This window comes from Jannaschia sp. L-14R (genome assembly GCF_056857695.1).
On the sequence record NZ_JBSXNP010000005.1, the window covers coordinates 45,591 to 72,379 of the forward strand.

Sequence of the window (26,789 nt, forward strand, 5' to 3'; positions counted from 1 at the left end):
AATTACAATATATCCACAGGCTGCTCGCTTCAGGATTTAACCCCACTTGAGCGCGTCCAGATTGCATCGGCGCGCGCCAGTAACGCTTGACGATTTGCATCGTGTCCGAGCTCTGAGATGGCCTGACGTGCTGCTCGCAAAGCGCTCTCGGATGCATTTGGGCGGCTCATTCCGTGTGTTTCCTGGCCGGTCGGATGCCCCGTTTCGCGCAGTCCCGTCAACTGTTGATCGAGGTCACGCGACAACCCACGGACCCGCTCGATCACCCTGCGATGCTGAGGAAAGACGCGGCGCAACTCCCGAACCACCTGGCCGTTTCCTCTCAGCATGATGGCGGCACCCAACAAGGGACGGGTCATGCCGACACCAACCGCAGCAAGTGCCATCAATCTTTCGAGTTCGTTCATGGAGATGACGGACGCTGAGTTGCCGACGCCCAGAATCGATACAATAGACAGGGTCAAATCCATTCGGCGCAAACGCCTGAGATCGTTGCTCGCCACAGCCGTTTCCCAGACCTGCGCGCCACGTGCAGCGCGCGCAAGTAGCCGGTCTGATACGGCTTCGGCTGGATGTTTCGCCGCGAGGGATTGACCGCAGGTTTCGCAGGTCATCGACCACGCGAAGCGCCAATGACGAAGAGCGAGACCGGGTGTTTGCTCCGTGCACCCCGGACAATACTGGAAGTCATGCCGTGACACGTATCGTACGGCATGATGCACCGTATCCGGAAGGGTCATGGCGGCGATTTCATTCCGGGTCCGTTGAACTGCCGAGCAGAGGCGGGCCCAGTCCATCTCTCCGGGATCGTTGATACGCTCCGGCACCCTGCCCTGCCCCAAGCCGAGATAGCCGCAAAGCTCTTCGACAGAACAGTGATTGGCTTTTGCCAATCGCCCGATCCAACTGGACAGAAGCTCATCGCGCGCTGGCGGTGGCCGAAACGGTAGCGGTTTGACGTTCACCCGAATGTAGCAACGGGCTGGCGAGGAATGCTCCAGGCATGCTTCGTCCAAACCGGTTGCCAGGCCTGAACTGCTTCGTCCGTGATCCGCTCTTCTCCGGTCTCAATCGCATCGATAGCCAGGGACTTGATCATGATAAACACGCGGGAGGTCACACCCCCGGTAACCTTCAGGATCGTCCGAAGCGACGCCACCGTCAGGCCTGAGCGTTGCTCAAGCGCCATCGCCGCGATCAGTGTCTGGATCAGGCGAGAGAACTCCACATCGTCTTCCCAGAGCGGCAGGTAGTGTTCGTCTAGACGTCGGGCCAATTGATCGTCTCCTCGAACCGTCTCCAGGGCTTCGTTCACACCGAAGACAACGAGTGAGGCGCAGAGATCGTTGGCGAGGAACCGGAGCATGTTCAGGAAACGGCGTTGCTCCCGGTAGCTGCCAGCAAGCAGATTGTGCACCTCGTCGATCATCAACATCCTAAGGTCCATGTCCCGAAGGTGACTGAGCGCGCGCACCTCGAGCTCGGACACGGTATGCCGGCCCCACATCGGCGCCCCAATCGTCGCCAGGATGTGCTGATAGAAGCGTCTTTCGTCCGGTGCGGGCGGGGCCTGAACCAGCAGTATGGGTGTCTTCGTGGCGCCCAGTTGGGCGTTGTACTGCGTTGGATATTTGCTCGCCATGCGCTTGGCGATCATCGTCTTTCCGATGCCAGAGCTGCCATAAACCATCAACCCTGGCATCCGGCTTTGCTGTGGCATTTCCATCAGGGATGTCAATCGGTTGAGAACGATGGTGGCACGGTCGAACGCGATCCAATGATCGCCGCGGATACGGTCAATTCTTTCGTCTGGGGTCATTAAACTCATCAATCTCATAGGTTGGCAGATCAGGATTGCCCGTGTCGATCGCGAACATTTCGCGTGACGGATCGCGACGTGGTTGGTGCCGGGGAAGCCGAGCACCTCTTTCGTTTTCCAACCGGGCAGTCCTTGTCTTTTGGCGCGCCGCTTCGGCCAGCCGCCGTTGCGCGTCAATCAATTGGAATAGGACCCGCTCGTTGATCCGGCCACCGTGTTTTTCCTGCCAATCTTTCCGCGCCCGCCGACTTTCCCAAAGCGAGATCCGCGGGTGGCAGAGATCCCGGTAGCGCGCCGGGGTCACACGGCCATCACCGGTGATGACCCAGACCTGCGACAAGTCTCGCGGATCGTATTTCACCTGCACCTTGCCCTGCCCGCGTCCGACCAACGACGCGAAGACATCACTCCAGTAATGGACCCCGAAGAGCGTGATCCCGGTACGCCCGAGCTGGCGCCACTCGAAGGGCAAGAAGCTCGTCCGAAAGGCTTCGACGTCAACGACCTGCCGCCCCGCAGTATCCCCGCCGAGGTCAGCCCAGGCAGCCAACGGCGTTCGGCCGAGGGCTTCGTGAACCGTATTGTGGTAGCGGCAGATTTCGAGATGAAGCCAGTCCTCGAACTCGGTCAGTGTCAGGGCCGCATGCTTCTCGCTGTCATAGTCGCCCTTCTCGACGATTGAGGAATGCGTCGTCCCGGGCAGTACATGAACGGCACCCATGGTCGTTCCGATCAGCCGTTCTACATGGCCGCCATAGTGTTTGCCGCCAAGCGGACGATACTCGACAGAAATGCCCCAATCTTCGCAGGCCACTTTGAAGGCATCGCTGTGGAACTCCTGCGCATTGTCGACGTGGATCGCCTTCGGAATGCCCGCCGTCGGCCAAACCAACTCTTCCATAGTTCCAGGGACGTGCACCGATTTCCGGCGCACGCAGTGATCGAGACATAGGGCGATCGACAAGACAGATGGCTCATCGAAAGTGACATAGACCCCAAGAACGATCCGGCTCGCGACATCGATGGCCACCGTCAGATAGGGGCGCGCAAGCGGCCGTCGATTGACGTGATCGACCAACGTGATGTCCGAAGTTGTATGATCGATCTGAACGACTTCCAGCGGGGCCGAAACTTCAAGGCGGCCAGGACGCGCGGCAAAAACCTTGTCAGCCTCCTCTGCCCCGCGCCGTTTCCGGAAGACCTCTCGCTGATCCATCGCGTCGAGACGGGCTTTGACCGTTTTCCGGGTCGGGGGCTGAAACCCCTTCGCTTCGCACTCGGCACGGATCTCGCGCCAGATGCGAAGAAAGCTCGAGCGCTCACGAACCAGATAGTAGCGCTCCAGACTCTCATCGATGATGATTTCGACGTCTTGTGCGATCCGTTTCGACCCCGGTTTCGGCCCGCGACGGTCCAACTCCAACGCCGTGGCACGTGCATCGTTCTCTCTCAGACGCCGGTAGAGCGACCATGTGTGGCTTTTCGCCAAGCCGAGTTCCCAAGCGGCGTCCCCGATAGCAGCGCTGATCGGCTCGCCCCTCTTCTCAAGCTCCAGGATCGGCCGAAGAACCGCTGCACGATGTTTCGCAATACGCTCGCTGGCCACGTAAATCCCCCACCCCAACAGGCCGACACTTATCCACAGTTCCGACCGTACGGCAATTAAGGATACAGTATGGTAATTAACGGTACAATATGAAAATTAAGGGTACAAACCGCCATTGATTTTATGGGACAAATTCAGGCCCGATTCTGATTAATTAGGGTACAGTGACAACAGCCACGGCAATAAGCATATCCGGACTAATGGCCTCGTCAGGTCCGGCTCAGGCCTATCAAGTGGACTGTGCGATCCTCCTCTGCCTTGCGGGCGGCTGGCCTGCCTCCGCGCCCTGCGCCCATGCCAGAGCGGTCTTCATTCGGCGGATCACGCCATGGCCGATCGAGCCGCCCCTACAAATCTGGCGGTGTCCGATGGGTGTGTCGTTCAACGAACCAAGTCCGTTGTCGCCTATGGAACGCCTTTATGACATCACGTTTCGCGATCCGCCCGAACCGCAGGTATCGACTCCGATACCCCTTGTTCGCGTCCAGGCGGATGAACAAGCCGACATCGACATCTCAGGCGACGCCTTTGATTTCGTGCGCAGCATTCGCGTCTATCACATTCAGTACCGCCAGCATGAAAACCGAGATGGCGACTGCAATCGCACCGATTCCACGCGATTGGGGTCCTACGGAGTGCAGGGCGACTACCGATGGACAAGATCCAACGTGGGCCAAGTGCCGGCTGCATCTGGCCTGAGCATCCCGAATGGATGCGGCAGCTACTTCTACCGCTCCGTCTTCGTCGACTGGCGTGATCACGCCGGGAACTATGGTTCTGAAGAAGTTCGCTACTGACAAAATCTGCACGCGGTCTTGCCGCGCGCGTCATCACAACCCCGCACGAAAGGCTGTGCAAAGCCCCCAAAAAGGAGACGACGCCAGACCGTGAAGCCTGACGCCGTGCTAGAAAACTCCGTGAACAAGAGTTTCCTAGCGCACCGCCAAAACACCTGCAACCAGCAAAGTTGTTTTGCTGGCAAGAATGTTGTTGTCTCACGACATGGCGTCGGATCTCCAAGGAGACCTCGACCATGGAACCTACGACCGGCCTGATCCTGCGACGGATCACGCAGACAAATCTCTCTGTTGCTGCGCACAAGCTTGCTACTCTCATCCTCGATGCCATCGCCTGGAAGGATGGCTACAACGGTTTGCCGCGCGGAACGGCAGCCTTCACCCTCTCTGCCCTGGCGGAGAAGATGGGTGTCTCACGACAATATCTTTCGGTTCTTTTGAGCGAACTTGAGACGTCGGAGTTGCAGCTCGAGCGGGCGAAGCCGAATGGCAAGTTCGCGCCCTGGATCTTTCGGTTTTCCGCCTTCGACGAGGAGAGTGAAACCCATGATCTCGTGTCAGGTGAAGGCGACACATCACTATCTAGAGATAATAATAACAAAACTATCTTCTCAGGGCTGATCGAAATCACCGAGAGTTCGAACGTTTTTCAGACCAGTTGGGCAGAGCTCATCAAAGCAGCGAAGGCCACGTTGCCCTGCTGGAACATCGACACCCAGGTCATCTGGGATCGCTTCCTCGCCTTCAACCGGTCCCGAGGCAACGGAAAGGTGCCGGCCGGCTTCCTGCTTGGCTTTATGCGACGATGGCGGAATTCGCCAGGGACTCCGCCTCGTCCCGAGGTGAAACCATCGCAGAAACGGGTAGCAGACCCCAAAGAGCGCGAATTGCTGAGACAGATGCAAGCCGCCCCGACTGCGAACCGCCAGTTCCACGCGTCCGACCTGTGTCGTTTGATCGGTCACGCTGCCTACGAAGCGCGAGTACTGGATGTAATCCGCAAGTTTGGGTGTCAGAGGTTCTCAGCAACCTTAGCGGTGCACGGACGAGCGGTGTTGGCAGGCGAGATTTCGAGGTAGGCTCGCTTTGGGGCCGGGAAAACCCTGCGTGTGAACGTAAAGATCCGATAGTTAAGTTTATGTTAATTTACCCTCCAGATCCCTTCTTCCTGAGCCACTCGCGATTCAGAAAGAAGTTTCTGTAAATGAGCCACAACATTCCTTTCGGCGGCCATTGCAATATGCGGGTCAGATTTCTTGTAGACTGAAGCGGCGATATTCTGGACTGTATCGGAAGTATTTAGGAGATGCTTGAGGATCTGGGTCTCGCGGCGCATCCGGTTGGCAAGTAACCGTTCGATGTAAGGGCGCGGATCCTGGAGTACGGGCCCGTGACCCGGCAGGCAGATCCTATCGTCGCGATCAATAAGCCGTTGAAGCTGGTCGCAGTAATCACGCATGTTGCCGTCAGGGGGGCTGACGATCGAACTGTTCCAACTCATCACGTGGTCGCCCGTGAATAACACTCCATCCAGCCTCGCAAAGCAGAGGTGATCGCTCGCGTGACCGGGTGTGTGAAGGACAGTAAGACCGGCAATCCTTTGCCCGTCTTCCAAAAACCCGTCGGGTTGAAATGCATCGTCTGGAAAGGCACGCGAAACATAAACGGGCAGACCTGTCCGTTCGCGCAATCCCGGCACGGCACCGAAATGATCGGAATGGTGGTGTGACACTAGAATTCCGGCCGGGTTGCCTCCCAGATTCTCGACAATTGCTTCGAAATGTGCACTGTCTTCTGCTGGACCCGGATCGAGAATGAACCGACCGTCAGGTGTATCAATGATGTAGCTGTTCGTCCCGTGATAGGTCATCTTCCCGGGATTGCTCGCAACGATCCTCAGGATTCCCTCGGCCACCTGTTCTGCACGCGCGCGACACGGTTCCGGCTCTGTGTGAAACATGCTGCGTTTTGTCATTGAATACGACCACTTTCTGACAGTGAAAAGTCTGGGACTTGCAAAGCCGCCTTTTGCTTTGCATAGCTTTGGAAGCCTCGGGCTGGCGTCCAGCGCCGGTCAGAACCGGCGCTGGAACAAGGCAACAAAGCCCAGCAGTCAAGCGTGACCCCGATTATGGAAACCTGTATACAGCACTACAGCAATTGCTGCCTTCGTCAGGTCTCCAAGCAGGAACGGGTAAAGCCCGGCGTTCAGCAATTTTTCGCCATAGCCGACAAAGCCACCCAACCAGAATAGCCCTGCGCAATACATAAGTATCGAACCGGAGAGGACCGCTACAGATGCTCTGATTGAAGGCGGAAGCCCTGCCAGCTTTTGAACCATCCATCCTGCAGCCGCCGCCGCGAGCGCAAACCCAATCAAGAATCCGCCAGTGGGACCCGCAAAATAGGCCAGACCCGCCGGTGCGGGAGGCGTGCCAGCGAAAACCGGCAGGCCAAACAGACCTTCCAGAAGGTACGCAGCGACAACTAGACTACTGCGCACCGGCCCCAGGAAAAGGCCGAGACCCAAGACCACCAGGGTTTGTGTTGACATCGGTACCGGGTAGAACGGCACCGCGATTTTGGCGGATAGTGTCAGAAGTATTGTGCCGATGAGTATTATTGAGATCTCTCGGGTCAGTCTTGCGACCGGTTGGCGTTGAGTGGCTTCCAAATTCATCTGTTTCGTCCTTGTTTCTGTAGATCGTTGATTTGCTGGATAGGGAAGCTCACATGCGCTTGGCGACTTCTTCCAGCATGACCTCGCTCGCACCGCCGCCGATGGCCTGAACACGGGCGTCGCGCGACATGCGTTCAACCGGGGTTTCGCGCATATAGCCCATGCCGCCGTGAAACTGGACGCAGTCGTAGAGCACGCTGTTTACCAGTTCGCCGCAATAGGCCTTGACCATCGAGACCTCTTGCACGCAATCGTGGCCCGCCGCGTCCAGACCTGCGGCATGATAGACCAGCTGCCGTCCCGCCGCGATCCTCGTCTGGCAGTCTGCCAGCCGCTGGCGCACCACCTGCTTGTCCCATAGGACACCGCACGAGGCGCCCTGGGATCGTCGGACTCCCGGAGCTTCGCGACGATCCACTCCGGTTTTGTTTTTTCTGGGCCATTCCGCTATCCTCAAATTGGCTCGAAATCCTATTTTAGGGAGGATCGTTGTGTCAGGCGGTCGCCGCTAGGCCGTCCGACTGTGCGTCCCGTTTCGGTGGCCGTATCCGGAACAGAAGCGCATAGAGCACCGGAACCGCGACGAGCGTCAGGACCGAAGCAAAGGCGAGGCCGCCCATGATCGTCACCGCCATCGAGGCAAAAAACGCATCGGGCAGAAGCGGAATCATGCCAAAGATCGTCGTGCCGGCGGCGAGCACCACAGGGCGAAGACGGCTGACTGAGCCGTCGATCACCGCCTTGTAATCGGGCACACCCTGTGCACGTAGAAAGTCGATCTCTTCGATGAGAACGATTGCGTTCTTCATCAACATTCCCGAAAGCGACAGGAAGCCGAGCAGGGCCGTAAATGTGAAGGGCAGACCGGTGAACAGCAACCCCAGGACCATGCCCGTCACGGACATTGGCACCACGAGCCACAGGATCAGCGGTTGGCGGACTTTGTTGAACATCAAAATCGAAATCGTCAACATGACCAGGAAGCCCAGGGGAAGCTGCTTGCCAAGCGACTCCTGAGCCATCTGCGCACTTTCGAATTCGCCGCCCCATTCCATTGCATAACCGTCGGGAAGCGGGATGGATTCGATCTCGGTGCGGACGCTTCGGAATGCCTCATCCGCGGTGAGATCGCTGCGGGCACCGCCGAGGGCGGCGATTGTCCGCTCTCGGTCGCGCCTGTGAATGAGTGCCTCGACAAGACGGGGATCGAACCTTTCGACAAGGTTGGCCATGGGTACATAGGACCCTGCCCCATCGGACCACACCGATAGGTCACGAAGGCGGTCAACTCCGTCGCGTTCGCTCTCGGGAAGCCGGAGATGGATCGGAATCAACACGTCGTCCTCGCGTAGGTCGCCAACGCGCAGTCCGGACGTTCCATAGCGGATGGTATCCGCGATCGCTCCGCGCGTTGCGCCAGCCAGCCGCATTCGTGCCTCATCGACGATGGGTTCGACGAGGATCTCACGCTGCCGCCAATTGGTGCGCGGATTGGTGATGGTTCCTGCCTCCTCGTAAATCCTCATCGCATCATCCGCGAGCTGGCGCAGGACGACCGGATCGGGGCCCGAGAAACGAACTGCAACATCGGCACCGGCCGGCGGTCCGAACACGATTTCTTCGACACGGATCAGAGCGTGGGGGAATTCGGCTGGCAAATCCCGGTTGAGCCTGCTCGCGATCGCCGGGATCGTTGCGGCGTCGGCAACCCGGACGATGAGCTGGCCATAGCTGGCATCCGCCTGTTCCGGATTGTATGTCAGCATGAAGCGGCTTGCCCCCCGCCCTACGAGGGCCGTTACCCCGGTCACAGCATCCTCATCCAGAAGTATCCGCTCAAGCCGCAGCATCTCTTCGTCGGTCGTGTTGATATCGGTTCCCTGCGGCATCTGGAACTCGACGTAGAAAATAGGCGTGTTCGAGGCGGGGAAGAAGGCCTGCTTGACCTGGGCGAAAGCCATGACCGACCAGACGGTGATCCCGATGATCGTCAGAACGACCGGGATGCGGGCGCGCAGCGCCGTCCACAGAACCCCGCGGTAAATCCCGTAGAACGGGCCCTTGTAGGGATCGTCCGAGGTGTTCTTGGGGGCCTTGAGCAGCAGCTTGCCAAGATACGGCGTGACCGTGACTGCCAGAACCCAGCTTGATAGCAGCGAAATGGCGATCACGGCGAAAAGCGAAAACAGGAACTCGCCCGTCGCATCGGGCGACAGCCCGATACCGGAAAACGCCATGATCCCGATAACGGTTGCCCCCAGCAAGGGAATGGACGTCGAGGATTCCGTCTCGGCCGCCGCGTCTTCCGCGCTTTTGCCACGCGCCATGCCGATCACCATGCCTTCGGTGATGACGATGGCGTTGTCGACCAGCATACCCATCGCGATGATCAGGGCGCCAAGGCTGATCCGTTCCATCTGTATCCCGAACACCGACATGAAGAACAGCGTGGAGAAAACGGTAAGTCCGAGGGTCGCGCCCACCACGAGGCCGGCGCGCCACCCCATGGTCAGCATCAGGGCACCGACCACGATCGCGACCGACTGTCCGAGACTGACGAGAAAGCTTGAAACGGCTTCGTCCACCACGACATGCTGCTCGTAGATCGGAATGATCTCGACACTTTCGGGAAGCTCCGACTTGAGCCGTTCCAGCCGCGCTGAAACCTCCTGGCCGACAGCGACCACGTTTCGGTCCGTCAACGCGGAAACGCCAAGGGTGAAGGCCGCCTTGCCGTTCTGCCGGATGATCTGGCTGGGCTGTTCGGCCGCCTCCCGTGTGACGGTGGCGATGTCGCTGACGGCGATCTGGCCGACATTTCCGGCCGTGCCCAGCCGCAACTCCTCTATGCCTTCGGGGCTGATATAGCCCGGCGGAACGGACAGGCCGATGCGGGCGGGGCCCTCGGTGATCTCGCCGTTGAAGAACACCTGGTTTTCGTCTGCGAGAATTCCCAGGATCTGGGTCGGCGGAAGGCCCAGTTTCTCGAGGCGTGCAGACGGGATCGAGAGGGTGATCACCTCTTCGGAGAGGCCTTGAACCTCGGCCTTGGCGACGCCATCGACAGTGACCAGCCCGAGCCGCAGCGTCGTGGCCAAGTCCCTTTGCTCCGATGGGCTCAGACCTTCGGTCGTCACCGCATAGAACATGCCATAGACGTCGCCGAAATCGTCATTGATGATGGGCGGTTGCGCCCCTGCCGGAAGATCCCCCTCGATATCACTGATGCGGCGGCGCATCTCGTCCCAAACCTGCGGGATCTCGTCCGGGCCATAGGTCATCTCGATCTCGACGGTGATCTGCGCCATGCCCGGCATCGATTTCGATTCCACCCGGTCGAGCTGCTTCATCTGCTGCAGCGCGTTTTCGACGACGTCTGCGACCTCCTCTTCAACCTCCATTGCCGTGGCGCCGGGATACGGCACGAAGATGAGTGCCGTCTTGAGGGTGAAGCTCGGGTCTTCAAGGCGGCCGACCGTATTCAGCCCCCAATAGCCGCCGAGAACGCAGAAGATGATGGTGAGCCAGACCGCCACAGGACGCTCGATGCTCGCTCGTGTGATGCTGAGTGCCATGTTTTTATTCTTGTCCTGCCGAAAACCGGGGTCAGAGCCCAGAAACTGTCACGGTCTGATTGTCCCTGAGCCGCCACCAGCCGCCGGAAACAACCAATTCATTGGCCTCCACGCCATCCTGAACGACGATCTCGTTGTCGATCGGAAGGCCCAGACGGACCGTCCGACGCTCGACCTGGCCGGACGTTTCTTCGTAGATCCAGATGGACGGTTCGGTTCGGCTGGTCGTGTCCACCGCCGAAACCGGAACGATCACGGAGCGCCGGCGATCTTCCTCAGCGGCGATGGAGATGCGCACATCCGCGGTCATTCCGGGCAAAAGACGCGGGTCGATATCACCCGTGATCGCAAATTCCACGTCGTAGGTCTGCGCCGTCCGGTCGGCATCGGTCGCAAACGAGCGAAGCACCAGAGGCGCGGTGTAACCCGGAACAGCCGGAAAAGTTGCAACGATCTCGAAGGCATCGGGTGCCGACCGCGCAATGGCCGCAAGTTCCTCTGGCAGGGAGATCACGAGCCGCATCTCGCTGACATCCTGTAGACGCGCGACAGGCGCGGTCGACGTGACGTTGACATATTCTTCAACGAAGGTGCGCGCCACAATCGCGTCGAATGGCGCGACGATTTTCGTTTGGGACAGGCGCCGCTCGGCCTCGCGGAGCGCGACTTCTGCCTGGAAGAACTGCGCGCGGGCCGTGTCGAGGCGCGCGTCGGACGCCACGCCACGATCGGCGAGGTCCGAGGCGCGCGCGAGTTCGGAATTCGCCAGGTCGTAGGACGCCTGAGCCCGGTCGACGGCGAGTTCGAAATCGATTTGGTCGAGCTCCGCGATCACCTCGCCCTCGCGAATCGTGTCGCCGGGCTCAACCTCAAGGCGAATGATCTGCCCGGGTATCTGAAACGCAAGGTCCACCGTTCGAGCAGGTTCAACGCGGCCTGCAACGGTGCGAGACTGACTTACGACGCGATTGAGCGCACGGGTCACTTCGACCGTGACTGGTCGCTCCACGCTCGCTGCAGGCCTTGTGTCGACTTCTGCCTCCACGGTGTTCGTCGCGGTCTGGGCCAGCACATCGGTCAGGAACGGCGAAACAAACGGCACGGCAACGGCCGACACGGCCGCTACCGCAATAACAAAAACGATCCGCTTCAAACTTCGTGTCTCTCTATTCGAGTTCATTAATCATGGCCCTCAATTGCTCGATGACGCGCCCCCTGAGACCCGCGCCACCGTCGGGAAGGCCCAGAAGTTTCTGGAACCGAAGTCCCTGGATCGCTAGGACGACAACCATAGCACCCGAAGTGTCTTGTGTGTCGGACAGGATACGCTCAAGGTCGCCGGTCAGTTCAGCCCGTAGCGGATCGAGCAGCCGCGGATCTGACGCGGCAGCCGCGAGAATCGCCATCGAGAGGTCGTCATCGACGGCTCTGGCTTGCACGATCGCTTCCAGGTGCCCGCGCAAGGTGCGGGATCTGCGATCTTCCGGGACTGATGCCAGGCGTTCGCGATGTTCTGCGAGCATCTCATCAAGCAGCCCGGCAAGAAGCGCTCTCTTAGTCGGAAAATTGTATAAGACCCCGCCTTTACTGAGATCGGCCTCACGCGCGACGGCGTCGATCGTAATCTTTCCCGCGCCCTCTCTGTGCGCAATTGCCCGCGCAGCGCCGAGGATCCTTGGAGACGCATTCTTTGCCTGCATTCTGGATTGTATGGTCATTATTCACCGTCCATTCGGCAATTTTATTGAGAGATTTGGAGCATTGCCCCGTTGTCGGAAAGCAAGGTCAGTTCAGAGCTCTACTCTATGTCCGCTCCCGTAGAGTCGCAGGAATGCAGTGACTGCATCGGCCGCATGCTTGTCCCGCTCGACTGTTCTTTGCACCGCCAGCAGGCGTGGCATCAACAGTCCAGAAACGCAAAGATGTATGAAGTGATCCGCAACACGCGGGGGATTGTCGATCTCAAGCGCGCCTTCCCGGGAAAGGCGTTCCAGAACTTTACTGATGAGTTCGCGTGCCCGTTTCGGTCCGGCACGAAAATACACCTCCCCGACCTCGGGAAGCATCTCGGTGGCACCGATACACGTCCGCAGAAGGCGGATGTAGGTTTCGTCCAGAACGAGATCGATCATGCGCAGGGCAAGTTTTTCCAACTGGGCGCGCGGCTCGGGACCTGCGGACAAGGGTCGGAGGATCTCTTCCGCAAGCCGACCGCATTCGGATTCCACGACGCTTAGAAACAGCTGCTCCTTGGTCGGGAAATACGAATACATTGTTGCCTTCGACACTTTCCCTTCGGCGGCAATGGCATCGACGGTGGCGCCTTCATAACCGCACCGGAAGAAGACCTCGCGCGCGCCGAACAAAACCTCGGCCATTTTTCTCTCGCGCATCTCGTTCTTCCTGTCCTGTGCAGCATTGCGGGATTTCAAACTTGACTGTACCGTCTAGTCGGTACAGTAGATTGATTTTTATGTGGCGGCAAGCCGCAAACCTGGGCGGATCGTTCGGAGTGAGTGCCGCCTGTCAGGCATACCCAACGCGGCTTTCAATTCGTCATGAGCTTCGGGCCGTGCTCCGTTCGCGGCGCTTTCTGGCGCGGGATTATTCCGCGAACAGGACGGACGTCATCATTCCGCCGAGCGTGCCGTCCCGTCGAAAGCACCCTCCGCCTCCCAGCGGCGTGCAATGGATCCAAGGGTGTCCAGCACACCGCGCAGCTCCGCGCCGCGTTCAGTCAGCCCGTATGTGACAGCGGGCGGGATGGTCATGGCCTGCTCGCGCCAGACCACGCCGGCATGTTCCAGCATTCTCAGCCTCTCAGTCAGGACCCGGGTGGAAATTCCAGGCACCAGCCGTTTGGTCGCGCCGAAACGCTGTGGACCCTGTTCGGACAGAACCCAAAGGATATAGATCGTCCAAGGTCCCGTGATGACACGCAGCAGCGCCTCCATCGGGCAGGAAGCTAGTTGGACGCTTTTCATTGTGGATAGCCCTCGCAGCCCACGAAAGTAAGTTACTTTTAAGTGCCTACTTTAACTGATGAAGTAAGGCACCTAATGATACTACATGGAAACCGACAGCCTAACAACCGTCGAAAACCGGGAGAGCGGCAGTGAGTGACAACGTGGCAAAATATGTCTACTGGATCGCGACCGGCCTTGTGGCGCTGGTCTATCTGGGTGCGGCGGCCTTCTACATCTCATCCCACGACATGGTCGCGGGCATGTATCGCGAGGTGTTGGGCTATCCCACATACATCATCTGGCCACTCGCAATTTTGAAGATCGTCGGTGCGGTTGTGATCCTCTGGCGCCCTTCGGCGGTGCTGGCAGATTGGGCCTATGCGGCAATGTTCTGGCATCTGGTGCTCGCCTTCGGGGCCCATGTGGGCGCAGGCGATCCGGGTTGGCCGCCGGCTCTGGCGACCTGGGTACTCCTGATCGTCTCGTGGCTGACCGCCAATCGCGTGCGTGCGGTCAAGTCGGCCTATGCACCGGCAGTTCCGGCAGCGCCAACCTGATCTGCTGCGGAGTTGCCACGGCGCCGCCCATAGCCTCGGACTTTGGGGTACAAAAGGACGACAACATGACTGAAAAACAGCCGACAGTGTTTGTTCCCCATGGGGGTGGCCCCTGTTTCTTCATGGACTGGAACCCGCCTGACGCCTGGGATCGCCACCGCAGATTCCTTGAGGACTTGCCTGCGAGCCTGCCGGCAAGGCCCAAGGCGCTGCTCGTGATCTCGGGCCATTGGGAAGAGCGGATCTTTACCTTGCAGACCAACCCCGCTCCGCCTCTGCTGTTCGACTATCAGGGATTTCCGCAGCATACCTATCAGCTGGCCTGGCCCGCGCCGGGCGAGCCCGCGCTGGCGACCCGCGTACGCGCACTTTTAGAAGACGCGGGGTTCCAAACCGGGGCCGATGCCGCGCGTGGCTTCGATCACGGGGTATTCGTTCCACTAAAGGTGGCTTTTCCTGAGGCCGACATCCCCACCGTCCAATTGAGCCTGCGCGACGATCTCGACCCCGAGGCGCATCTTGCCGTCGGTCGCGCGTTGGCGCCCTTGCGCGACGAAGGGGTGCTGATCATCGGATCCGGCAATACCTATCACAACATGGGCAAGATGATGCGGGCGATGAGGGGCGGACCGGACGGCCCGGTGTACGGCGGAGACTTTGACCGATGGCTCACGAGTGCGGTGACCCATGAAGACCCCGCAGTGCGCCATGCCATGCTGGCCGAGTGGGAGCAGGCGCCCGGCGCACGCGACGCCAATCCGCGCGAGGAACATCTGATCCCGTTGCACGTCGTGGCCGGGGCCGCGCTTGCGGATCGAGGGGAAAAGTCCCTCGAGGATCACGTCTTGGGCGCGGTCGAAAGCGCGTTCAGATTTGGATAGGACCAACCATGACCTTCGAACTTCCCCTGCGGCAGGGCCCGCGCCCCGACACCACCGATTGCGCCCCGCATGAGCAGGTGTCGCAGAACTCCTCGGCAGAGATCCACGCATTTTTCAAGGAGAAGGCCTTCGCCCTGCCCTTCGTCGAGCGCTGTCGGTCGGGCATCTCGGTGCCTGGCGCCGAAGCACTGGTCTTGCCGGTGGCGCATGCCTGCGGCCCGCGTGAAGCCTTCATGATCGGACGCGAATTTGCCCATGTGCATCCCTCCTATGACGGTTCGTCGCACATGATGCTGCCGCTGGCGGCGGTCGAGGAACTCATCGCCAAGGGCTGGGGCGAACCGCACCCGATGGCGTCGGCCGGACACATCCCGGCAAATGCCGTCATGGCCTATGCGCCGCGCGGTAGGTCAGAGGTCGACGTCATGATCAAAATCCTGACAACGAGCTGGGACTTCGCCCGCGGCAAGCTGGCCAACCCCGCGCAGGTTCACATCCACGGCTGACTCTCTCTCAAGGAACAGGAATACGCCCATGGCAAGCTTTCAGAACGGACCATTTATCGTCACAGGCGCCTCCGGCCAGCTTGGACGCCAGGTAATCGATCAACTGATCGAGGCGGGCGCCGATCCGATCATCGCGGTCACGCGCAACGCCGACAAACTCGCCGAGTTTAGGGACAAAGGGGTGGATGTTCGCCAAGGCGATTTCAACGCGCCCGAAACACTGGGTCCGGCCATCGCGGGCGGCAAGCGGATCCTGATCATCTCCACCGACGATCTGGAGCCGGGCAAACGGCTCGCGGCTCATTCCAATGCGATCACCGCCGCACGCGAGGCGGGTATCGACCACATCGTCTATACCTCGCTTGCCAGCCCGGTACCCGAAAGCCCCATCACTTTCAGCAAGGATCATCAGAACACCGAGAAGCTGATCGAGCAAAGCGGCGCCAGCTACACGATCCTTCGCAACAACCTTTACACGGATCTGTTGCTTATGAGCGGACCGCAGGCGATCGACATGGGGCAGCTCTTTGCCGCGGCAGGGGACGGACGGGCGAGTTACGTCACGCGCGCCGACTGCGCCCGCGCCGCCGCTGCCGCGCTGATGAATGCGACCGACCGCGAGGTCCTGGACATCACCGGGCCCGAATCCACCGGCCAGGCCGATATCGCGGCGCTTTTGTCGGACATCGCCGGCAAGGACATCCCCTACGTTCCGATGCCGGCCGAAGACATGGTGCAGGCGATGATCGCAAATGGCCTGCCCGAGTTCATGGCGCGTGTTTTCGTCTCTTTCGACCAGGCAATCGCCGAAGGCTACCTTGATGTGGCCAGCGACGATCTCAAGACGCTCACCGGCAAGTCCGGACAGTCGGTTACCGATTTCCTGACCGAAAACCGGGCGGTGCTTCTTCGGGCGCCGCAGTAACTATAGAGGCGGACAAAATCATGAAACTCTACAACGCGAATTTCTCGCCCAATGCGCTGCGTGTGCGGGCGGTGGCACACGAACTGGGCGTGGACCTCGAAATCGTCCAGGTCGACATCCGGGCCGGGGACAACCGCGCGGCGGAATTTCTCGCTCGCAATCCCAATGCAAAGGTGCCCGTTTTGGAGGACGGGAATTTCGTGCTTTGGGAATCCCGGGCAATTTGTGCCTATCTGGCGGGGCTTCGGCCCGAGGCGGGCCTCTATCCTGAGGGCCGCAAGGCGCGGTCCCTCGTCGATCAATGGACCTGGTGGCAAGCGATCCACCTTGGCCCGGCGATGCAGAAATTGTCCTTTGAGCTGTTTCTCAAAGAGAAATTCGGCATGGGCGATCCCGATCCGACTGTGGTCGAAGCGGAACGAAAAGCCACAGATCAGTTCCTTGCCGTTCTGGAAACCGGACTCGACGGCAAGGACTGGATCGCAGGCGCACTCAGCCTTGCCGACTTCTATCTTGCGACCACCTTCATGTATCGCGATCAAGCGGGGATTTTACTGGACCAGTACCCAGGAGTTGCGAGTTGGATCGACCGGCTAGAAGCGCGTGACAGCTGGCAAGAGGCTGTGGCACCCCTAAGGGCGCTTTTCCGCTGACGTCGTGATCCAGGGGGTAACATACCCCTGACGAGTGCCGAGGTTGACGATACGGTCGGCCGTTGTCATCGCTTTGATCTGATCGTGGGTCAGAAAGTCAACTGACCCAGCCTCCCGATCAGGTCATCCAGTTCGCGGATCATCCGCTCACCTGACAGTGAGCGATCCACCACAGTGGCCGCCAAGGCTTCGCGCGTGCAGTCATCCACGATGCACAACACACGGAACCTTTGGCCATTAGCAAAGGCATCGGACACGAAGTCCAACGACCAACGCTGATTGGCGCGATCCGGCACTAGGATGGGCCTGCGCGTACCCAGTGCGCGTTTGCGTGATCACCTGCGGCGCACGGCCAGCCCTTCCTCGCGATAGAGACGGAAAAGCTTCTAATGGTTCACTTCAAAACCCTCTCTGGCCAAAAGGATGCCCTAACTACGATATCCGAACCGGCGACGTTTATTCGCCAGTTCCCGCAGCCATTGGCGCAGGGCGTGGTCGCTCCGATCCTGATTCCGATATGACTGGGAGTTCCATAAGTCCTTGATCCAGGCCTGTGGGTCACAAAATCTGTTGTCGCTTCATGCAGTTCTTTACGAAAAATATCTGCGGTACCAGATGTTGGTTCTTACATACCGTGGGCAAGAAGCCGTGGAAGAACATCGAAAAAGGCCTAGTCCACATGCTTGCGGCCTTCTGACGTTCTGCGAACTTGGCTGGCATGACCCCGGGTCCGACGCGGATAGCGGACTTAACTCTTGCTGCGGGTCTTAGGCGCGCCGCTTTCGCCCGAGAAGTATTCGTCCCAGGTGCGCCCGAGTCATGCGCACTCTTGGCCAAGAGCCAACTTAACATATGCTTGCTTATACGTTTTTGAGCCGTGTAGCCGCAAAGCTAAAATGTCACCCATGAGCAATTCAGGAATGTCACTCTCCCTTCCGAGACTGAGGGAGATTGGGCATGGGATGGGTGGTTATGAGCGAGCGCGAGTTGAAGCGCGTGGAGGTTTTGGCGCAGGTCGATGATGGACGGCTGAGCGTCGACAATGCTGCGAACATGCTGGCACTGACGCGTCGGCAGATTTTCCGGCTGCTGAAGCTTTATCGTCAGGATGGCGCGTCGGCGATCCGGCACAAGGCGCGCGGCAAGCCCCCGAACAATCGCATCCACAAAGCCAAACGGGATTACGCGCTGTCGCTGATCAAAGACAACTATCCCGACTTTGGGCCGACCCTGGCGGCGGAGATGCTGGCCGAGCATCATGGGTTCAAGGTGTCGCGCGAGACGGTGTCTGACGTCAGCGCCTATGGGACAGATTTGATGTTTTCGTAACGGAGGAATTCTGGTTCATCGCAGCCACCAAGGAGCGAAGATGAACAAGAAATCCGGAACATCGAAGGACGCGGCTGACAAGCTGGTCAAAGGGATCAAGCGCAAGACGCGCAAGTATTATTCTGCGGAAGAGAAGATCAGGATCGTGCTGGCTGGTCTGCGCGGCGAGGAGAGCATTGCCGCGCTGTGTCGCCGAGAAGGCATCAGCGAGAGCCTGTATTACACGTGGTCGAAAGAATTCCTCGAAGCGGGCAAGCAACGCCTGGCCGGGGATACTGCCCGCCAGGCGACATCGCCTGAGGTCAAGGAGCTGCGCTCGGAATCGGCCGCGCTCAAGGAAGTCGTTGCCGATCTGACTCTGGAAAACCGTCTGCTCAAAAAAAGCATGATCGGGGATGGGGAGGACGAGGCATGAGGTATCCTGCATCGGAAAAGCTGGAGATCATCCGCACCGTCGAAGCCTCGCATCTGCCCGCCCGTCAGACGCTGGTCATGCTCGGCATTCCACGCACGACCTATTACCGCTGGTATGACCGCTGGTCCGAGGGTGGGCTTGACGCGCTCGAGGACACGCCGCCCCATCCGGGGTCTGTGTGGAACCGCCTCCCGGATGAGACGCGGGCGAGCATTATCGAGTTCGCGCTCGAGTATGAGGATCTGACCCCGCGTGAGCTGGCGGTGAAATATACCGACGAGAAGCGGTATTTTATCTCTGAATCATCGGTTTACCGCATCCTGAAGGCGGAAGACCTGGTCACGGCACCGGCGCATATCGTGATGAAGGCGGCCAATGAGTTCCGGGACAAAACCACGCGCCCCAACGAGCTGTGGCAGACCGACTTCACCTATCTGAAGGTCCTGGGCTGGGGCTGGTTCTACCTCAGCACCATCTTGGACGATTACAGCCGCTACATCATCTCCTGGAAGCTTTGCACGACGATGAAGGCCGAGGACGTGACCGCCACGCTCGACCTGGCGCTGGAGGCCTCGGGATGTGACTGCGCAACCGTGGTCGCCAAGCCAAGACTTCTCAGCGACAACGGCGCGTCTTACATCGCGGGAGACTTGGCGGATTACCTTGATGACAAGGGCATGGATCATGTCCGGGGCGCACCCTACCATCCGCAGACTCAAGGCAAGATCGAGCGCTGGCACCAGACCATGAAGAACCGTGTCCTGCTTGAGCATTACTTCCTGCCCGGAGATCTCGAGCGCCAGATCGGTGCCTTCGTCGAACATTACAACAACCAGCGCTACCACGAGAGCCTTGGAAACCTGACACCCGCCGACGTCTACTTCGGGCGCGCAGAGCAGATCCTGAAACAGCGAGAGGAGATCAAACGGAAAACCATGCTCACCCGGCGCTTGCGCCATCAAACCGAACACACATAAACTCAATCAAGGATGAGCCAGAGCCTCCAAACGGAAAACCGCTCGCCTGTCCCAAATTATCTGACGACGGACACAGAGGTGAAACCCCATGCAAGCGCTCGTGATCGGGTGGAGGTCAACCGCTGCTGTCATCACGTCCAGCCAGCTCCCTGCACGCTCGTCAAAGCGCTCGGCATTGTCCTCGAACTTCTCAGGATCACGCCGATCCAGGAAGGACGCCAAATCTACCATTGGCTCCGGACCACTTGTCAGGCGTCGCACGGCCCATCCGGCCCGGGCCAGTGCTTCCGAGTCATCCTGCACTCCAGACAAACGCATGGATATCCAAAGCGCCAGCCGATCGGGGCTCACACGATCGCCTGCGAACCAGCTGAGATCCGCCGCCTCTATTAGAGCCAGTCTGTGCCGCCAGCCCTCCGGGCCGCGCAGCAACCGGTCATCCAGAGCACCCAGGCGTCCAGCCACCTTTGCCAGCCGCGCAGTATGAGCACCCTCTGCCTTTGCCCAATCTTCGATGACTACGGTATCAGGCGGTTCCGCCCGCGGCCCGGGAGGCAGATCATCCGGTTCCTCTTCGAGCGGCCCGGGCAGAAACCAGATGTCGCATTTTTTTCATCATTTCAACGCATGATTATATCGTGATTTCTGGATGATACCGCGATATCGCACATCATTTTTTCGCTTGAGGCTTCAATTTTGGTTCCGTATTTCAGCAAGCGGCCGCCCTGTTGGCGCACGGCCCAGCCGGTCTCGAAAGTTTCATATCGATGACGTCCGGCGGAGGGCATGCCTCGGATGAAGCGTGGGCCAAGGCAACACGTATCGCGCGTGAACTGGACCGGATTATTGACGGAGCGGCGCCGGTGCGTGAGGCCGTGGTACGCGCGGCATCCGAGCTGCGGCTCTCGACCCGCCAAGTCTACAACTATCTGGCGCGGTATCGAGAAGAACGCAGGGTATCGTCCCTGCTGCCGCGAACGAGTGGAACAAGGAAATCAAGGATCAGCCTCGCGGTCGAGAGCATCATCGCGATGACCCTGAGGGAGATGTGGTTGCGTCCTGAGCAGCCGGACCTCGCACCGATCGTCGAAGAGATCCGCGCCCGCTGCGCACAGGAAGGGCATACTCCGCCCGCCTATGTCACTGTCGCCCGGCGCATCCCCATCCTGTTCACCCCGGAAGAAATTGCCCGCCGCCGCCTGTCAGACAGTAAACACCTGCACCGGCTGAAGGCGCGACCGGGCTACATCCGGGCAGACCACGCGCTCGACGTTGTCCAGATCGATCACACGCCGGCAGACATCCAGTTTGTCGAGGTGATTGATGACTACGGTATCTTCGTTGGGCGGCCCTACCTGACCATCGCTGCCGATGTGGCCACGAGTGCGATCACCGGCTTCTGCCTGACGCTCGAGCGGCCGTCACGACTGTCTGTCGCGCTTTGTCTTGCGCAAGCGATGTGCTGCAAGACGGCATGGCTGGCAGAGCGTAGCATCGATCATGCCTGGCCGATGCACGGTCGCCCGAGGCAGATCGTCGTCGATTCCGCCAAAGAGTTCCAGAGCAGCACCTTCAGCAGAGGATGCGCGGACTATGGCATTTCCATTCGCATGCGGAACAAGGGCACCGTGCATCGAGGCGGAGTCGTGGAACGCCTGCTTGGGAAAGTGAACACGGCGCTACGGGCCTTACCCGGTAAGACAGGGCGCTCCATCGCGGATCGAGGCGACTATGCCTCGGAAGAGCGCGCACGGCTCAGCTTCGCGGATCTTGAACGCTGCATCGCGCTCGCGATCATCGACCATAATCTGAGCCAGAATGCGCGCAAGCTGACCGTCCCGGCAATCGAATGGGAAAACCGACTCCAACCGAAGGACCGTCCGATCGATGCGCTGCTCAATTTCCTGCCGCGCAAGACGCGGAAGATTTCACCTCAGGGCATCAGCCTCTTCGCCATCGACTATTTCGAGCCCTGGCTTGGTCCGCTGGTCGCCCGCCGTGACCGGCTGGAGCCACTTGATGTGTGCTATGACCCTCGCGACATCAGCCATGTCTATGTCAAGGATCCGGATACGCAGGCCTGGCAGCCGGTGAGACGACGGGACGGACTGGCCGAGCCGATCACGCTTTGGCAGCATCAGGCGGATCGACAGCGGCGGCGCGAAATCCAGCGGCGCCCAGTGCAGGAGGCGGCCGCCATCCGACGCGAAATCGCCGCAACTGTTACCGCCACCAAAACCTCGAAAAGCCGGTTGAAGGAGATGACACGCGCCCGGCATGCCACCGAGGCAAAGAAGCCTTATGCCGATCTCGCCGCGCCTGCCGCCCCGGCCCGGGCAAACCTTAACCCGGATCGCCCGCGGCGGGTCTTCCCGGTCGAGGATTGGTAAGGTGCCGGATCACCTCATGCCCGCCACCGTCCCGCTCTTGGCCGAGGACATCATCGCCATGGTCGCCACTTTGCCCTTCGATCTGCGCGGGTTGCGTGACAGGACGATCCTGCTTTTGGGGTATGCGGGTGGTCTGCGCCGCTCCGAAATCGTCAGCCTCGACGTTCACAAGGACGACACGCCGGACTCTGGCGGTTGGATCGAGATCTTCGACAAGGGTGCTTTGCTCACCCTCAATGCCAAGACTGGCTGGCGTGAGGTCGAGATTGGCCGCGGGTCCAAGGATCAAACCTGTCCCGTGCATGCGCTTGAACAATGGTTGCACTTCGCAAAGATCGACTTCGGTCCAATCTTCGTCGGCACCTCACGCGATGGCAAGCGAGCGCTGGATGCCCGCCTGAACGACAAACACGTTGCACGCCTCATCAAGCGCACCGTGCTCGACGCCGGCATCCGGTCGAATCTGTCCGAGAAAGACCGCCTGGCACTGTTTTCCGGGCACAGCCTGCGTGCTGGTCTGGCCAGTTCCGCCGAGGTTGACGAGCGCTATGTCCAGAAGCAGCTTGGCCACGCCTCGGCCGAGATGACCCGCCGCTATCAGCGCCGCCGCGACAGGTTCCGGGTAAACCTGACCAAAGCCGCCGGTCTCTGAGCCCCTGCCCTATCACGCCTCCTGCCCACTGAGCCTGCCATAGAAACTACGCTCCAGATGCAGCTCCCCTGCCCCGGCCTTCTCGACCATGCCCCGAAGATATCCGCCCGGCGAGGCAACCTCACCGGCACTGTGCTTCTCGAAGACGAGCGCAAATGCGGCCGTGGCCACCTGGGTCCCCATTCGGTCCTGCGCTACGTTCCAGGCATGCTCCGAGATACCGATCATCGGCCTGAGTTGACCGGCAACCCGGTGCAGATCGCCCCAATCCTTCAGGAATCCACCCAAATTCCGCGCCCAGGATGCAAATTCCGGACAGGCCTGCATGATTGTCGGCAGATCGAGCGCTGTGCGCTTCTTGCGCACCTCGGCAACCCAGTCTTCCAGCTCCCTGTCAACCCGCTCTTCCGGTGGCGCATTGGGCACCACACCCGCCGCTTCCTCTTTTTCAGAGGAATTACTAGTTACAGGATTAAGTTGATTTGTAATTAGTATATGAGGTTCGGAAATGACCTCCCTGGGGTTCATTTCTTGAGTCTTCTCCATGGATTGGGTATCGTTATTACCGGTGTTTTCCACAGGTTTCACCGCGCCAGTCGCTTTGAGATAGGCCGCCTCAACCCGTTCCTGGAGTTCCCTGAACCATGTGAGCAAGCGCACCAGCTGTTCGGACGCTTCCTGACGGCGCGGTAGCCGGTCGAGAAGCTCCTCGAAAAGCCCCGTGAATTGCCTCCAGGGCCCACGCAGAGCGCTGCTGAGAGCTGCCTCGATCCGGGCTCGGATCATCCGGCGCGCCACAGTGATCTGGCGCTTCAGGCGCTGGCAGAGTTCGCGCTCGGCCTGCAACTCGGTATGAAGTCCCTCGAACTCCTCAACACGGGCGGAAAGCGGTGACAGATCGAAGCCATAGGCCTCGACGATACGCCCCTCAGCGTCCCTGCGGCCCCACCGCTTGCCATTGGGGCTATCCTGGAAAGAGATCACGCCGATCTCAGCAAGGCGCCGCGCGTGGCGCTTGAGGGCCGATAGCGAAAAGCCCGTTTGCTCCATCAGATAAGCGTTCGACGCCCAGACGATCGGGCGCTGCCCCTCCTCCCAGTCCTGGGCCTGGGTGAACGCCCCGAGTGTGTCGAGGAGCATCATGTCACCAGCCTTTAGGCCGATATGTGCCCCCACGCGCTTGAGTGCCACGAAGGCCCGTGTTTTGGGTACTGCTACCCTTTCACCGGCTTGGGCAAGTTGCTCAGCAACCCCAAGACCCGGTGTCGGCTTGCGCCAACCTGTATGTTTCATGCCTGTATCTCACCTCCGGTTATGTGGAGGCAAAAGAAAGCCGTTCGCTCAGAAGCGTTCGTCGTTGACAGTGAATCCTGTGAGACCTATCTTGAAGGCGACCAAACCATTAAGATCAGCTCTCAGGCCACACCGCTTGGGGGCTTTTCTTTTGCCGTTAATTCACTTGTCGTTCCTTTTTTGCTCCCTGCCTCGTCGTTCCGAAGAACATCTCACCAACGCTGTCTTCAGTCGGTATCTTTCTCCGTGTCTTCGACGTTCAAATAGTTTGCGACTAAGTCTCCAAGCTTTTCGAGACGCTCTTGGTCAATCGGCACTCCTGCAACCTTGATTGATAGGTTTCCATCGACGGAAGTGACCGAAAGATTTCGGTTGCCCACCTTGCGCTTTACGGTGAGTTTTTGGGGCTTTGTTTTTGGTTTTGGCTTGGCTTTGTTCGTTCTCTCCAAGCTCGCTAAGGCACCCTGTAAATCGCGAAAGCTCATGTCGTAGACGTTCTTGAACGTGTTCAAGATTTGATCCTGCGCAGCGAAAACGGACCGTGCTCGCGAGACTAGGCTCTCATGCACACCAATTTTCTTGGCGAAGGCCACAGCTGTCAGTTTCTCTTCGCCAGAAGCCAGCGTCTCATACATTTCACCAATCGAAACCAATCGCTCAAAGGGGCTGAGATTCTCGCGTTCCTCATTCTCGCGAAACCGCAGAAACAGCATCTCAAACTTGCTGTTCTCAGCGTTTCGCGCGTCAGGCGGGGCAAGGATTGCACGAAGGGGTACACCGAGCTCTGACGCGGCAGCCAGTCGGCGGCGTCCTGTCAGCATCACGAATGGAACCCCCGCGATATTCGACGGGTCCAACGGATCCGGCTGCCAATCCGGATCCTCCGGCCACACTAGAATGGGCGTGTCCTGCCCGTTCGAAGCGATGCTGTTTACCAAAGACCTGTAGGCTTTCTGGGACATCCAGTCTTGTCGGCGGTCGGTTCCCATCGGATCGGAGATTTGATCTGGCGACAGGCTTATCTCGTGGCGACCGTTGAGGATATCCAAACAAAGCTCGGCTCTGCTTCGCTCTACTGCAGCTTGCGACTGCGCAAGCGCTCCTGATTTCCAGGCACTGCCGGCCCCCTTGAAAGGAGTCGAAACAGCATCACTCGATTCTGTCCTGCCTTCGGAACCGCTCGCACGTTTCTTGTTTGTATCGAGATTGGTAGCCTTGCTGACCAGCGACCTTGGAATACTGCGTTTCATGCTTCACCCTCGCCGTCATCTTCATAGAACTCGTCCATCCATGTATTGGCATAACCGCGTTCGAAGCCCGGCCAGAGTCGCGATACTATGGCGTCGTTAACCGCATCGGCATTCGTGATGAACCGGTTGATCCCCTTGCGTTTTCCCGGCGTGTCCGGCTCATATTCGTATACGGATTGATAGACGTCCGACGCATTCGAGATTGCGTCGGAACGCAGATAAAACACCGGCAGAATTTCCGTGGGGCAGTGTTCCAGCAGGTTTCCGATGTGGTTTAGATCCTGCGCATTGGATCGTTGGACGATCGTCGGCAACAGCATGTTGGCACCAGTTCCTATTTCGATCCGTTCATGGGCCAGAATATGCTGAAGCATCCCCAGCAGGCCGGTCACAAAGGTCGACAGCGTTGCGATGTCAAACCCCTTCATGGTTTGCGGGATGACCAGCGAAGTCGACGCAATCACGTTATTCAGCTGGAAAAGTGTCAACGCAGGCTGATAGTCGATGATGATGACATCGAGGGTCTCGGTCAGCGCAGCGTTCAGTCGCTGCTGATCGACCTTGCCCTCGACTACCAATTCGTTGGGCAGCGTTTTTGGCGGGTGGCCCGCTTTCCAGCGATCAAGGGCATCGCGCAGGTAGCGATAGAAGCTCTTTCCGGCGGGGGCCTCTCGCACAAGGCGCGCAATCTGGATCTCTCCCTCAGACGTTTCGCCATGTGCCGGCAGCAGACGCAGCCCCGGCCAGGAGGTCTTTAGAAAGAAGCTGTCGAGCGTCTGCGCATCGTGATCAGTGTATGGCGCATCTTCCGATTGGAAGAGGCCGGCAAAGTCCACCATGGAGGCGGTGTTTTCGTCGGGCATCTGGGGAAGACCTTCACCCCCGACAAAGTAGAGCGTTATCGTGCTTTGCGGGTCTGCATCCATGACACCAACGCGCATGCCGTAATGCAAGCTGAGATACTGCGCAAAATGCGCGGCGCTCAGGCTCTTAGCCGTGCCCCCTTTCTGGCTGGCAAACGAGATGACGGGTAAGGGGGCGTTGGGTTTGCGCCAGGCTAGATAGTCGTAGGGCCGCTTTGCCGAGGCTGCCAGAAGGGCCCGCATGTGCATCAATTCGGAAAGCGTGAAAACACGCTCTCTTCCAACATATTCGCCCGCGGGAAAGTCGTCGCTCGAATTGGCGAACTTGGTTAGATATTGAATACTGACGTTCATAAACCTTGCGCACTGGCGCATTGACCACGTGCGCTTGATGCGCTGACGCAAGGTGAGTTCCTTGTTCACTGCCACCATCGTGCGCTCAAGCCCACGTGACAGGTCCGTCAAAAACTGTTCTAGACTACCGCTCATTCCTAAGCCCTGACTTCGGTTGGGTCCGAGTTCGACTCGATTCTGCTTCTATGGTAGCACGGTTTTGGAGGAAAGATAAAGATACCACGCGCCTATGAGTTTCAGGCGCTTATTTAGAAGCTCCACGACCCCTAAAACTCCAATCTTGAACGCGTTCAAGATTGGA

25 protein-coding genes and 4 pseudogenes are annotated in these 26,789 nt (G+C 59.2%); 13 read left to right on the forward strand and 16 right to left on the reverse strand.

From position 1 onward, the window contains the following. Positions 1-29: 29 nt before the first annotated feature. From AC13C2_RS00675 to AC13C2_RS00685, 3 genes are read right to left on the reverse strand one after another with little or no spacing between them, the layout of a single operon-like run. A complete protein-coding gene (locus tag AC13C2_RS00675; protein WP_175544817.1) occupies positions 30-965 on the reverse strand; it encodes a TniQ family protein in 936 nt (311 codons plus the stop codon). After that, on the reverse strand, positions 962-1,828 hold the full coding sequence (locus AC13C2_RS00680; protein WP_093039160.1) for a TniB family NTP-binding protein: 867 nt from the start codon (positions 1,826-1,828) through the stop codon (positions 962-964). The genes AC13C2_RS00675 and AC13C2_RS00680 overlap by 4 nt, the downstream gene beginning before the upstream one ends. Then, positions 1,797-2,897, reverse strand: a complete 1,101-nt coding sequence (locus AC13C2_RS00685) for a transposase (protein ID WP_482885630.1) — start codon at positions 2,895-2,897, stop codon at positions 1,797-1,799. The genes AC13C2_RS00680 and AC13C2_RS00685 overlap by 32 nt, the downstream gene beginning before the upstream one ends. A gap of 18 nt (positions 2,898-2,915) precedes the next feature. On the opposite strand from AC13C2_RS00685, the gene AC13C2_RS00690 reads away from it, so the two are divergent. From AC13C2_RS00690 to AC13C2_RS00700, 3 genes are all read left to right on the forward strand, one after another. Then, on the forward strand, positions 2,916-3,485 hold the full coding sequence (locus AC13C2_RS00690; protein WP_482885631.1) for a hypothetical protein: 570 nt from the start codon (positions 2,916-2,918) through the stop codon (positions 3,483-3,485). A gap of 308 nt (positions 3,486-3,793) precedes the next feature. Beyond that, positions 3,794-4,222, forward strand: coding sequence for a hypothetical protein (locus tag AC13C2_RS00695; protein ID WP_057821026.1), 429 nt, complete (start codon positions 3,794-3,796; stop codon positions 4,220-4,222). Positions 4,223-4,458: 236 nt separating this feature from the next. Then, positions 4,459-5,301 carry a hypothetical protein gene (locus AC13C2_RS00700; RefSeq protein ID WP_111368590.1) on the forward strand — a complete coding sequence of 281 codons (843 nt, stop codon included), beginning with the start codon at positions 4,459-4,461 and terminating at the stop codon, positions 5,299-5,301. 62 nt (positions 5,302-5,363) lie between these two features. On the opposite strand, the gene AC13C2_RS00705 is transcribed toward AC13C2_RS00700, so the two are convergent. From AC13C2_RS00705 to AC13C2_RS00740, 8 genes are all read right to left on the reverse strand, one after another. Next, complete coding sequence (locus AC13C2_RS00705; protein WP_074838765.1) at positions 5,364-6,182, reverse strand: MBL fold metallo-hydrolase; 819 nt, start codon at positions 6,180-6,182, stop codon at positions 5,364-5,366. A gap of 153 nt (positions 6,183-6,335) precedes the next feature. Next, the gene (locus AC13C2_RS00710) at positions 6,336-6,902 is read right to left on the reverse strand and encodes a biotin transporter BioY (protein WP_074838768.1); all 567 of its coding nucleotides are present in this window, start codon (positions 6,900-6,902) and stop codon (positions 6,336-6,338) included. Between the two features lie 49 nt (positions 6,903-6,951). After that, the gene (locus AC13C2_RS00715) at positions 6,952-7,320 is read right to left on the reverse strand and encodes an acyl-CoA dehydrogenase family protein (protein ID WP_074838771.1); all 369 of its coding nucleotides are present in this window, start codon (positions 7,318-7,320) and stop codon (positions 6,952-6,954) included. 76 nt (positions 7,321-7,396) lie between these two features. Next, a complete protein-coding gene (locus AC13C2_RS00720; RefSeq protein ID WP_482885632.1) occupies positions 7,397-10,477 on the reverse strand; it encodes an efflux RND transporter permease subunit in 3,081 nt (1,026 codons plus the stop codon). A gap of 31 nt (positions 10,478-10,508) precedes the next feature. Continuing rightward, positions 10,509-11,630, reverse strand: coding sequence for an efflux RND transporter periplasmic adaptor subunit (locus tag AC13C2_RS00725; RefSeq protein WP_245737675.1), 1,122 nt, complete (start codon positions 11,628-11,630; stop codon positions 10,509-10,511). A 13-nt stretch (positions 11,631-11,643) separates the two neighbouring features. After that, complete coding sequence (locus AC13C2_RS00730; protein WP_245737674.1) at positions 11,644-12,195, reverse strand: TetR/AcrR family transcriptional regulator; 552 nt, start codon at positions 12,193-12,195, stop codon at positions 11,644-11,646. 72 nt (positions 12,196-12,267) lie between these two features. Beyond that, positions 12,268-12,909 (reverse strand): TetR/AcrR family transcriptional regulator C-terminal domain-containing protein, encoded by a 642-nt coding sequence (locus tag AC13C2_RS00735; protein WP_028288636.1) that lies wholly within the window; start codon positions 12,907-12,909, stop codon positions 12,268-12,270. 198 nt (positions 12,910-13,107) lie between these two features. Beyond that, positions 13,108-13,461, reverse strand: a complete 354-nt coding sequence (locus AC13C2_RS00740; RefSeq protein ID WP_232237129.1) for a winged helix-turn-helix transcriptional regulator — start codon at positions 13,459-13,461, stop codon at positions 13,108-13,110. Positions 13,462-13,592: 131 nt separating this feature from the next. Between AC13C2_RS00740 and AC13C2_RS00745 the strand changes: the two genes are divergently transcribed. The 5 genes from AC13C2_RS00745 to AC13C2_RS00765 all read left to right on the forward strand — a co-directional run bounded on the left by AC13C2_RS00745 (position 13,593) and on the right by AC13C2_RS00765 (position 16,965). Beyond that, positions 13,593-14,000 carry a DoxX family protein gene (locus tag AC13C2_RS00745; RefSeq protein ID WP_084178541.1) on the forward strand — a complete coding sequence of 136 codons (408 nt, stop codon included), beginning with the start codon at positions 13,593-13,595 and terminating at the stop codon, positions 13,998-14,000. A 65-nt stretch (positions 14,001-14,065) separates the two neighbouring features. Further along, positions 14,066-14,881: a DODA-type extradiol aromatic ring-opening family dioxygenase gene (locus tag AC13C2_RS00750; RefSeq protein ID WP_028288634.1), complete on the forward strand. Its 816-nt coding sequence runs from the start codon at positions 14,066-14,068 to the stop codon at positions 14,879-14,881. 8 nt (positions 14,882-14,889) lie between these two features. Beyond that, a complete protein-coding gene (locus AC13C2_RS00755; RefSeq protein WP_036540313.1) occupies positions 14,890-15,387 on the forward strand; it encodes a luciferase domain-containing protein in 498 nt (165 codons plus the stop codon). A gap of 28 nt (positions 15,388-15,415) precedes the next feature. After that, positions 15,416-16,312, forward strand: a complete 897-nt coding sequence (locus AC13C2_RS00760) for an SDR family oxidoreductase (protein WP_339644422.1) — start codon at positions 15,416-15,418, stop codon at positions 16,310-16,312. A 20-nt stretch (positions 16,313-16,332) separates the two neighbouring features. Beyond that, the gene (locus AC13C2_RS00765; RefSeq protein WP_027238702.1) at positions 16,333-16,965 is read left to right on the forward strand and encodes a glutathione S-transferase family protein; all 633 of its coding nucleotides are present in this window, start codon (positions 16,333-16,335) and stop codon (positions 16,963-16,965) included. A gap of 101 nt (positions 16,966-17,066) precedes the next feature. Here AC13C2_RS00765 and AC13C2_RS00770 read toward each other — a convergent pair. Then, a pseudogene (locus AC13C2_RS00770) lies at positions 17,067-17,480 on the reverse strand (transposase family protein); the annotation flags it as partial. A gap of 55 nt (positions 17,481-17,535) precedes the next feature. Between AC13C2_RS00770 and AC13C2_RS00775 the strand changes: the two are divergent. From AC13C2_RS00775 to AC13C2_RS00785, 3 genes and pseudogenes are all read left to right on the forward strand, one after another. Further along, positions 17,536-17,736, forward strand: coding sequence for a hypothetical protein (locus AC13C2_RS00775; protein WP_379575174.1), 201 nt, complete (start codon positions 17,536-17,538; stop codon positions 17,734-17,736). A gap of 186 nt (positions 17,737-17,922) precedes the next feature. After that, a pseudogene (locus AC13C2_RS00780) lies at positions 17,923-18,252 on the forward strand (helix-turn-helix domain-containing protein); the annotation flags it as partial. A gap of 82 nt (positions 18,253-18,334) precedes the next feature. Continuing rightward, positions 18,335-19,686 (forward strand): IS3 family transposase gene (locus AC13C2_RS00785; protein ID WP_172318859.1). Its coding sequence is split into 2 segments (ribosomal slippage): positions 18,335-18,671 and positions 18,671-19,686, totalling 1,353 coding nucleotides; the frame shifts between segments, so codons are not numbered across the junction. 75 nt (positions 19,687-19,761) lie between these two features. Here the strand turns inward: AC13C2_RS00785 and AC13C2_RS00790 are convergent. Further along, positions 19,762-20,286, reverse strand: a pseudogene (locus AC13C2_RS00790) (hypothetical protein); the annotation flags it as partial. Positions 20,287-20,453: 167 nt separating this feature from the next. Here AC13C2_RS00790 and AC13C2_RS00795 point away from each other — a divergent pair. Next, positions 20,454-22,076: a Mu transposase C-terminal domain-containing protein gene (locus AC13C2_RS00795; protein ID WP_482885633.1), complete on the forward strand. Its 1,623-nt coding sequence runs from the start codon at positions 20,454-20,456 to the stop codon at positions 22,074-22,076. A gap of 34 nt (positions 22,077-22,110) precedes the next feature. Further along, positions 22,111-22,728 (forward strand): annotated as a pseudogene (locus tag AC13C2_RS00800) (tyrosine-type recombinase/integrase); the annotation flags it as partial. 12 nt (positions 22,729-22,740) lie between these two features. Here AC13C2_RS00800 and repC read toward each other — a convergent pair. From repC to AC13C2_RS00815, 3 genes are all read right to left on the reverse strand, one after another. Next, on the reverse strand, positions 22,741-24,021 hold the full coding sequence (gene repC / locus AC13C2_RS00805; protein ID WP_482885635.1) for a plasmid replication protein RepC: 1,281 nt from the start codon (positions 24,019-24,021) through the stop codon (positions 22,741-22,743). A 227-nt stretch (positions 24,022-24,248) separates the two neighbouring features. Then, the gene (locus AC13C2_RS00810; protein ID WP_482885636.1) at positions 24,249-25,271 is read right to left on the reverse strand and encodes a ParB N-terminal domain-containing protein; all 1,023 of its coding nucleotides are present in this window, start codon (positions 25,269-25,271) and stop codon (positions 24,249-24,251) included. Further along, the gene (locus AC13C2_RS00815) at positions 25,268-26,623 is read right to left on the reverse strand and encodes a ParA family protein (RefSeq protein ID WP_482885637.1); all 1,356 of its coding nucleotides are present in this window, start codon (positions 26,621-26,623) and stop codon (positions 25,268-25,270) included. Before AC13C2_RS00815 ends, AC13C2_RS00810 begins: the two co-directional genes overlap by 4 nt. Positions 26,624-26,789: the final 166 nt, after the last annotated feature.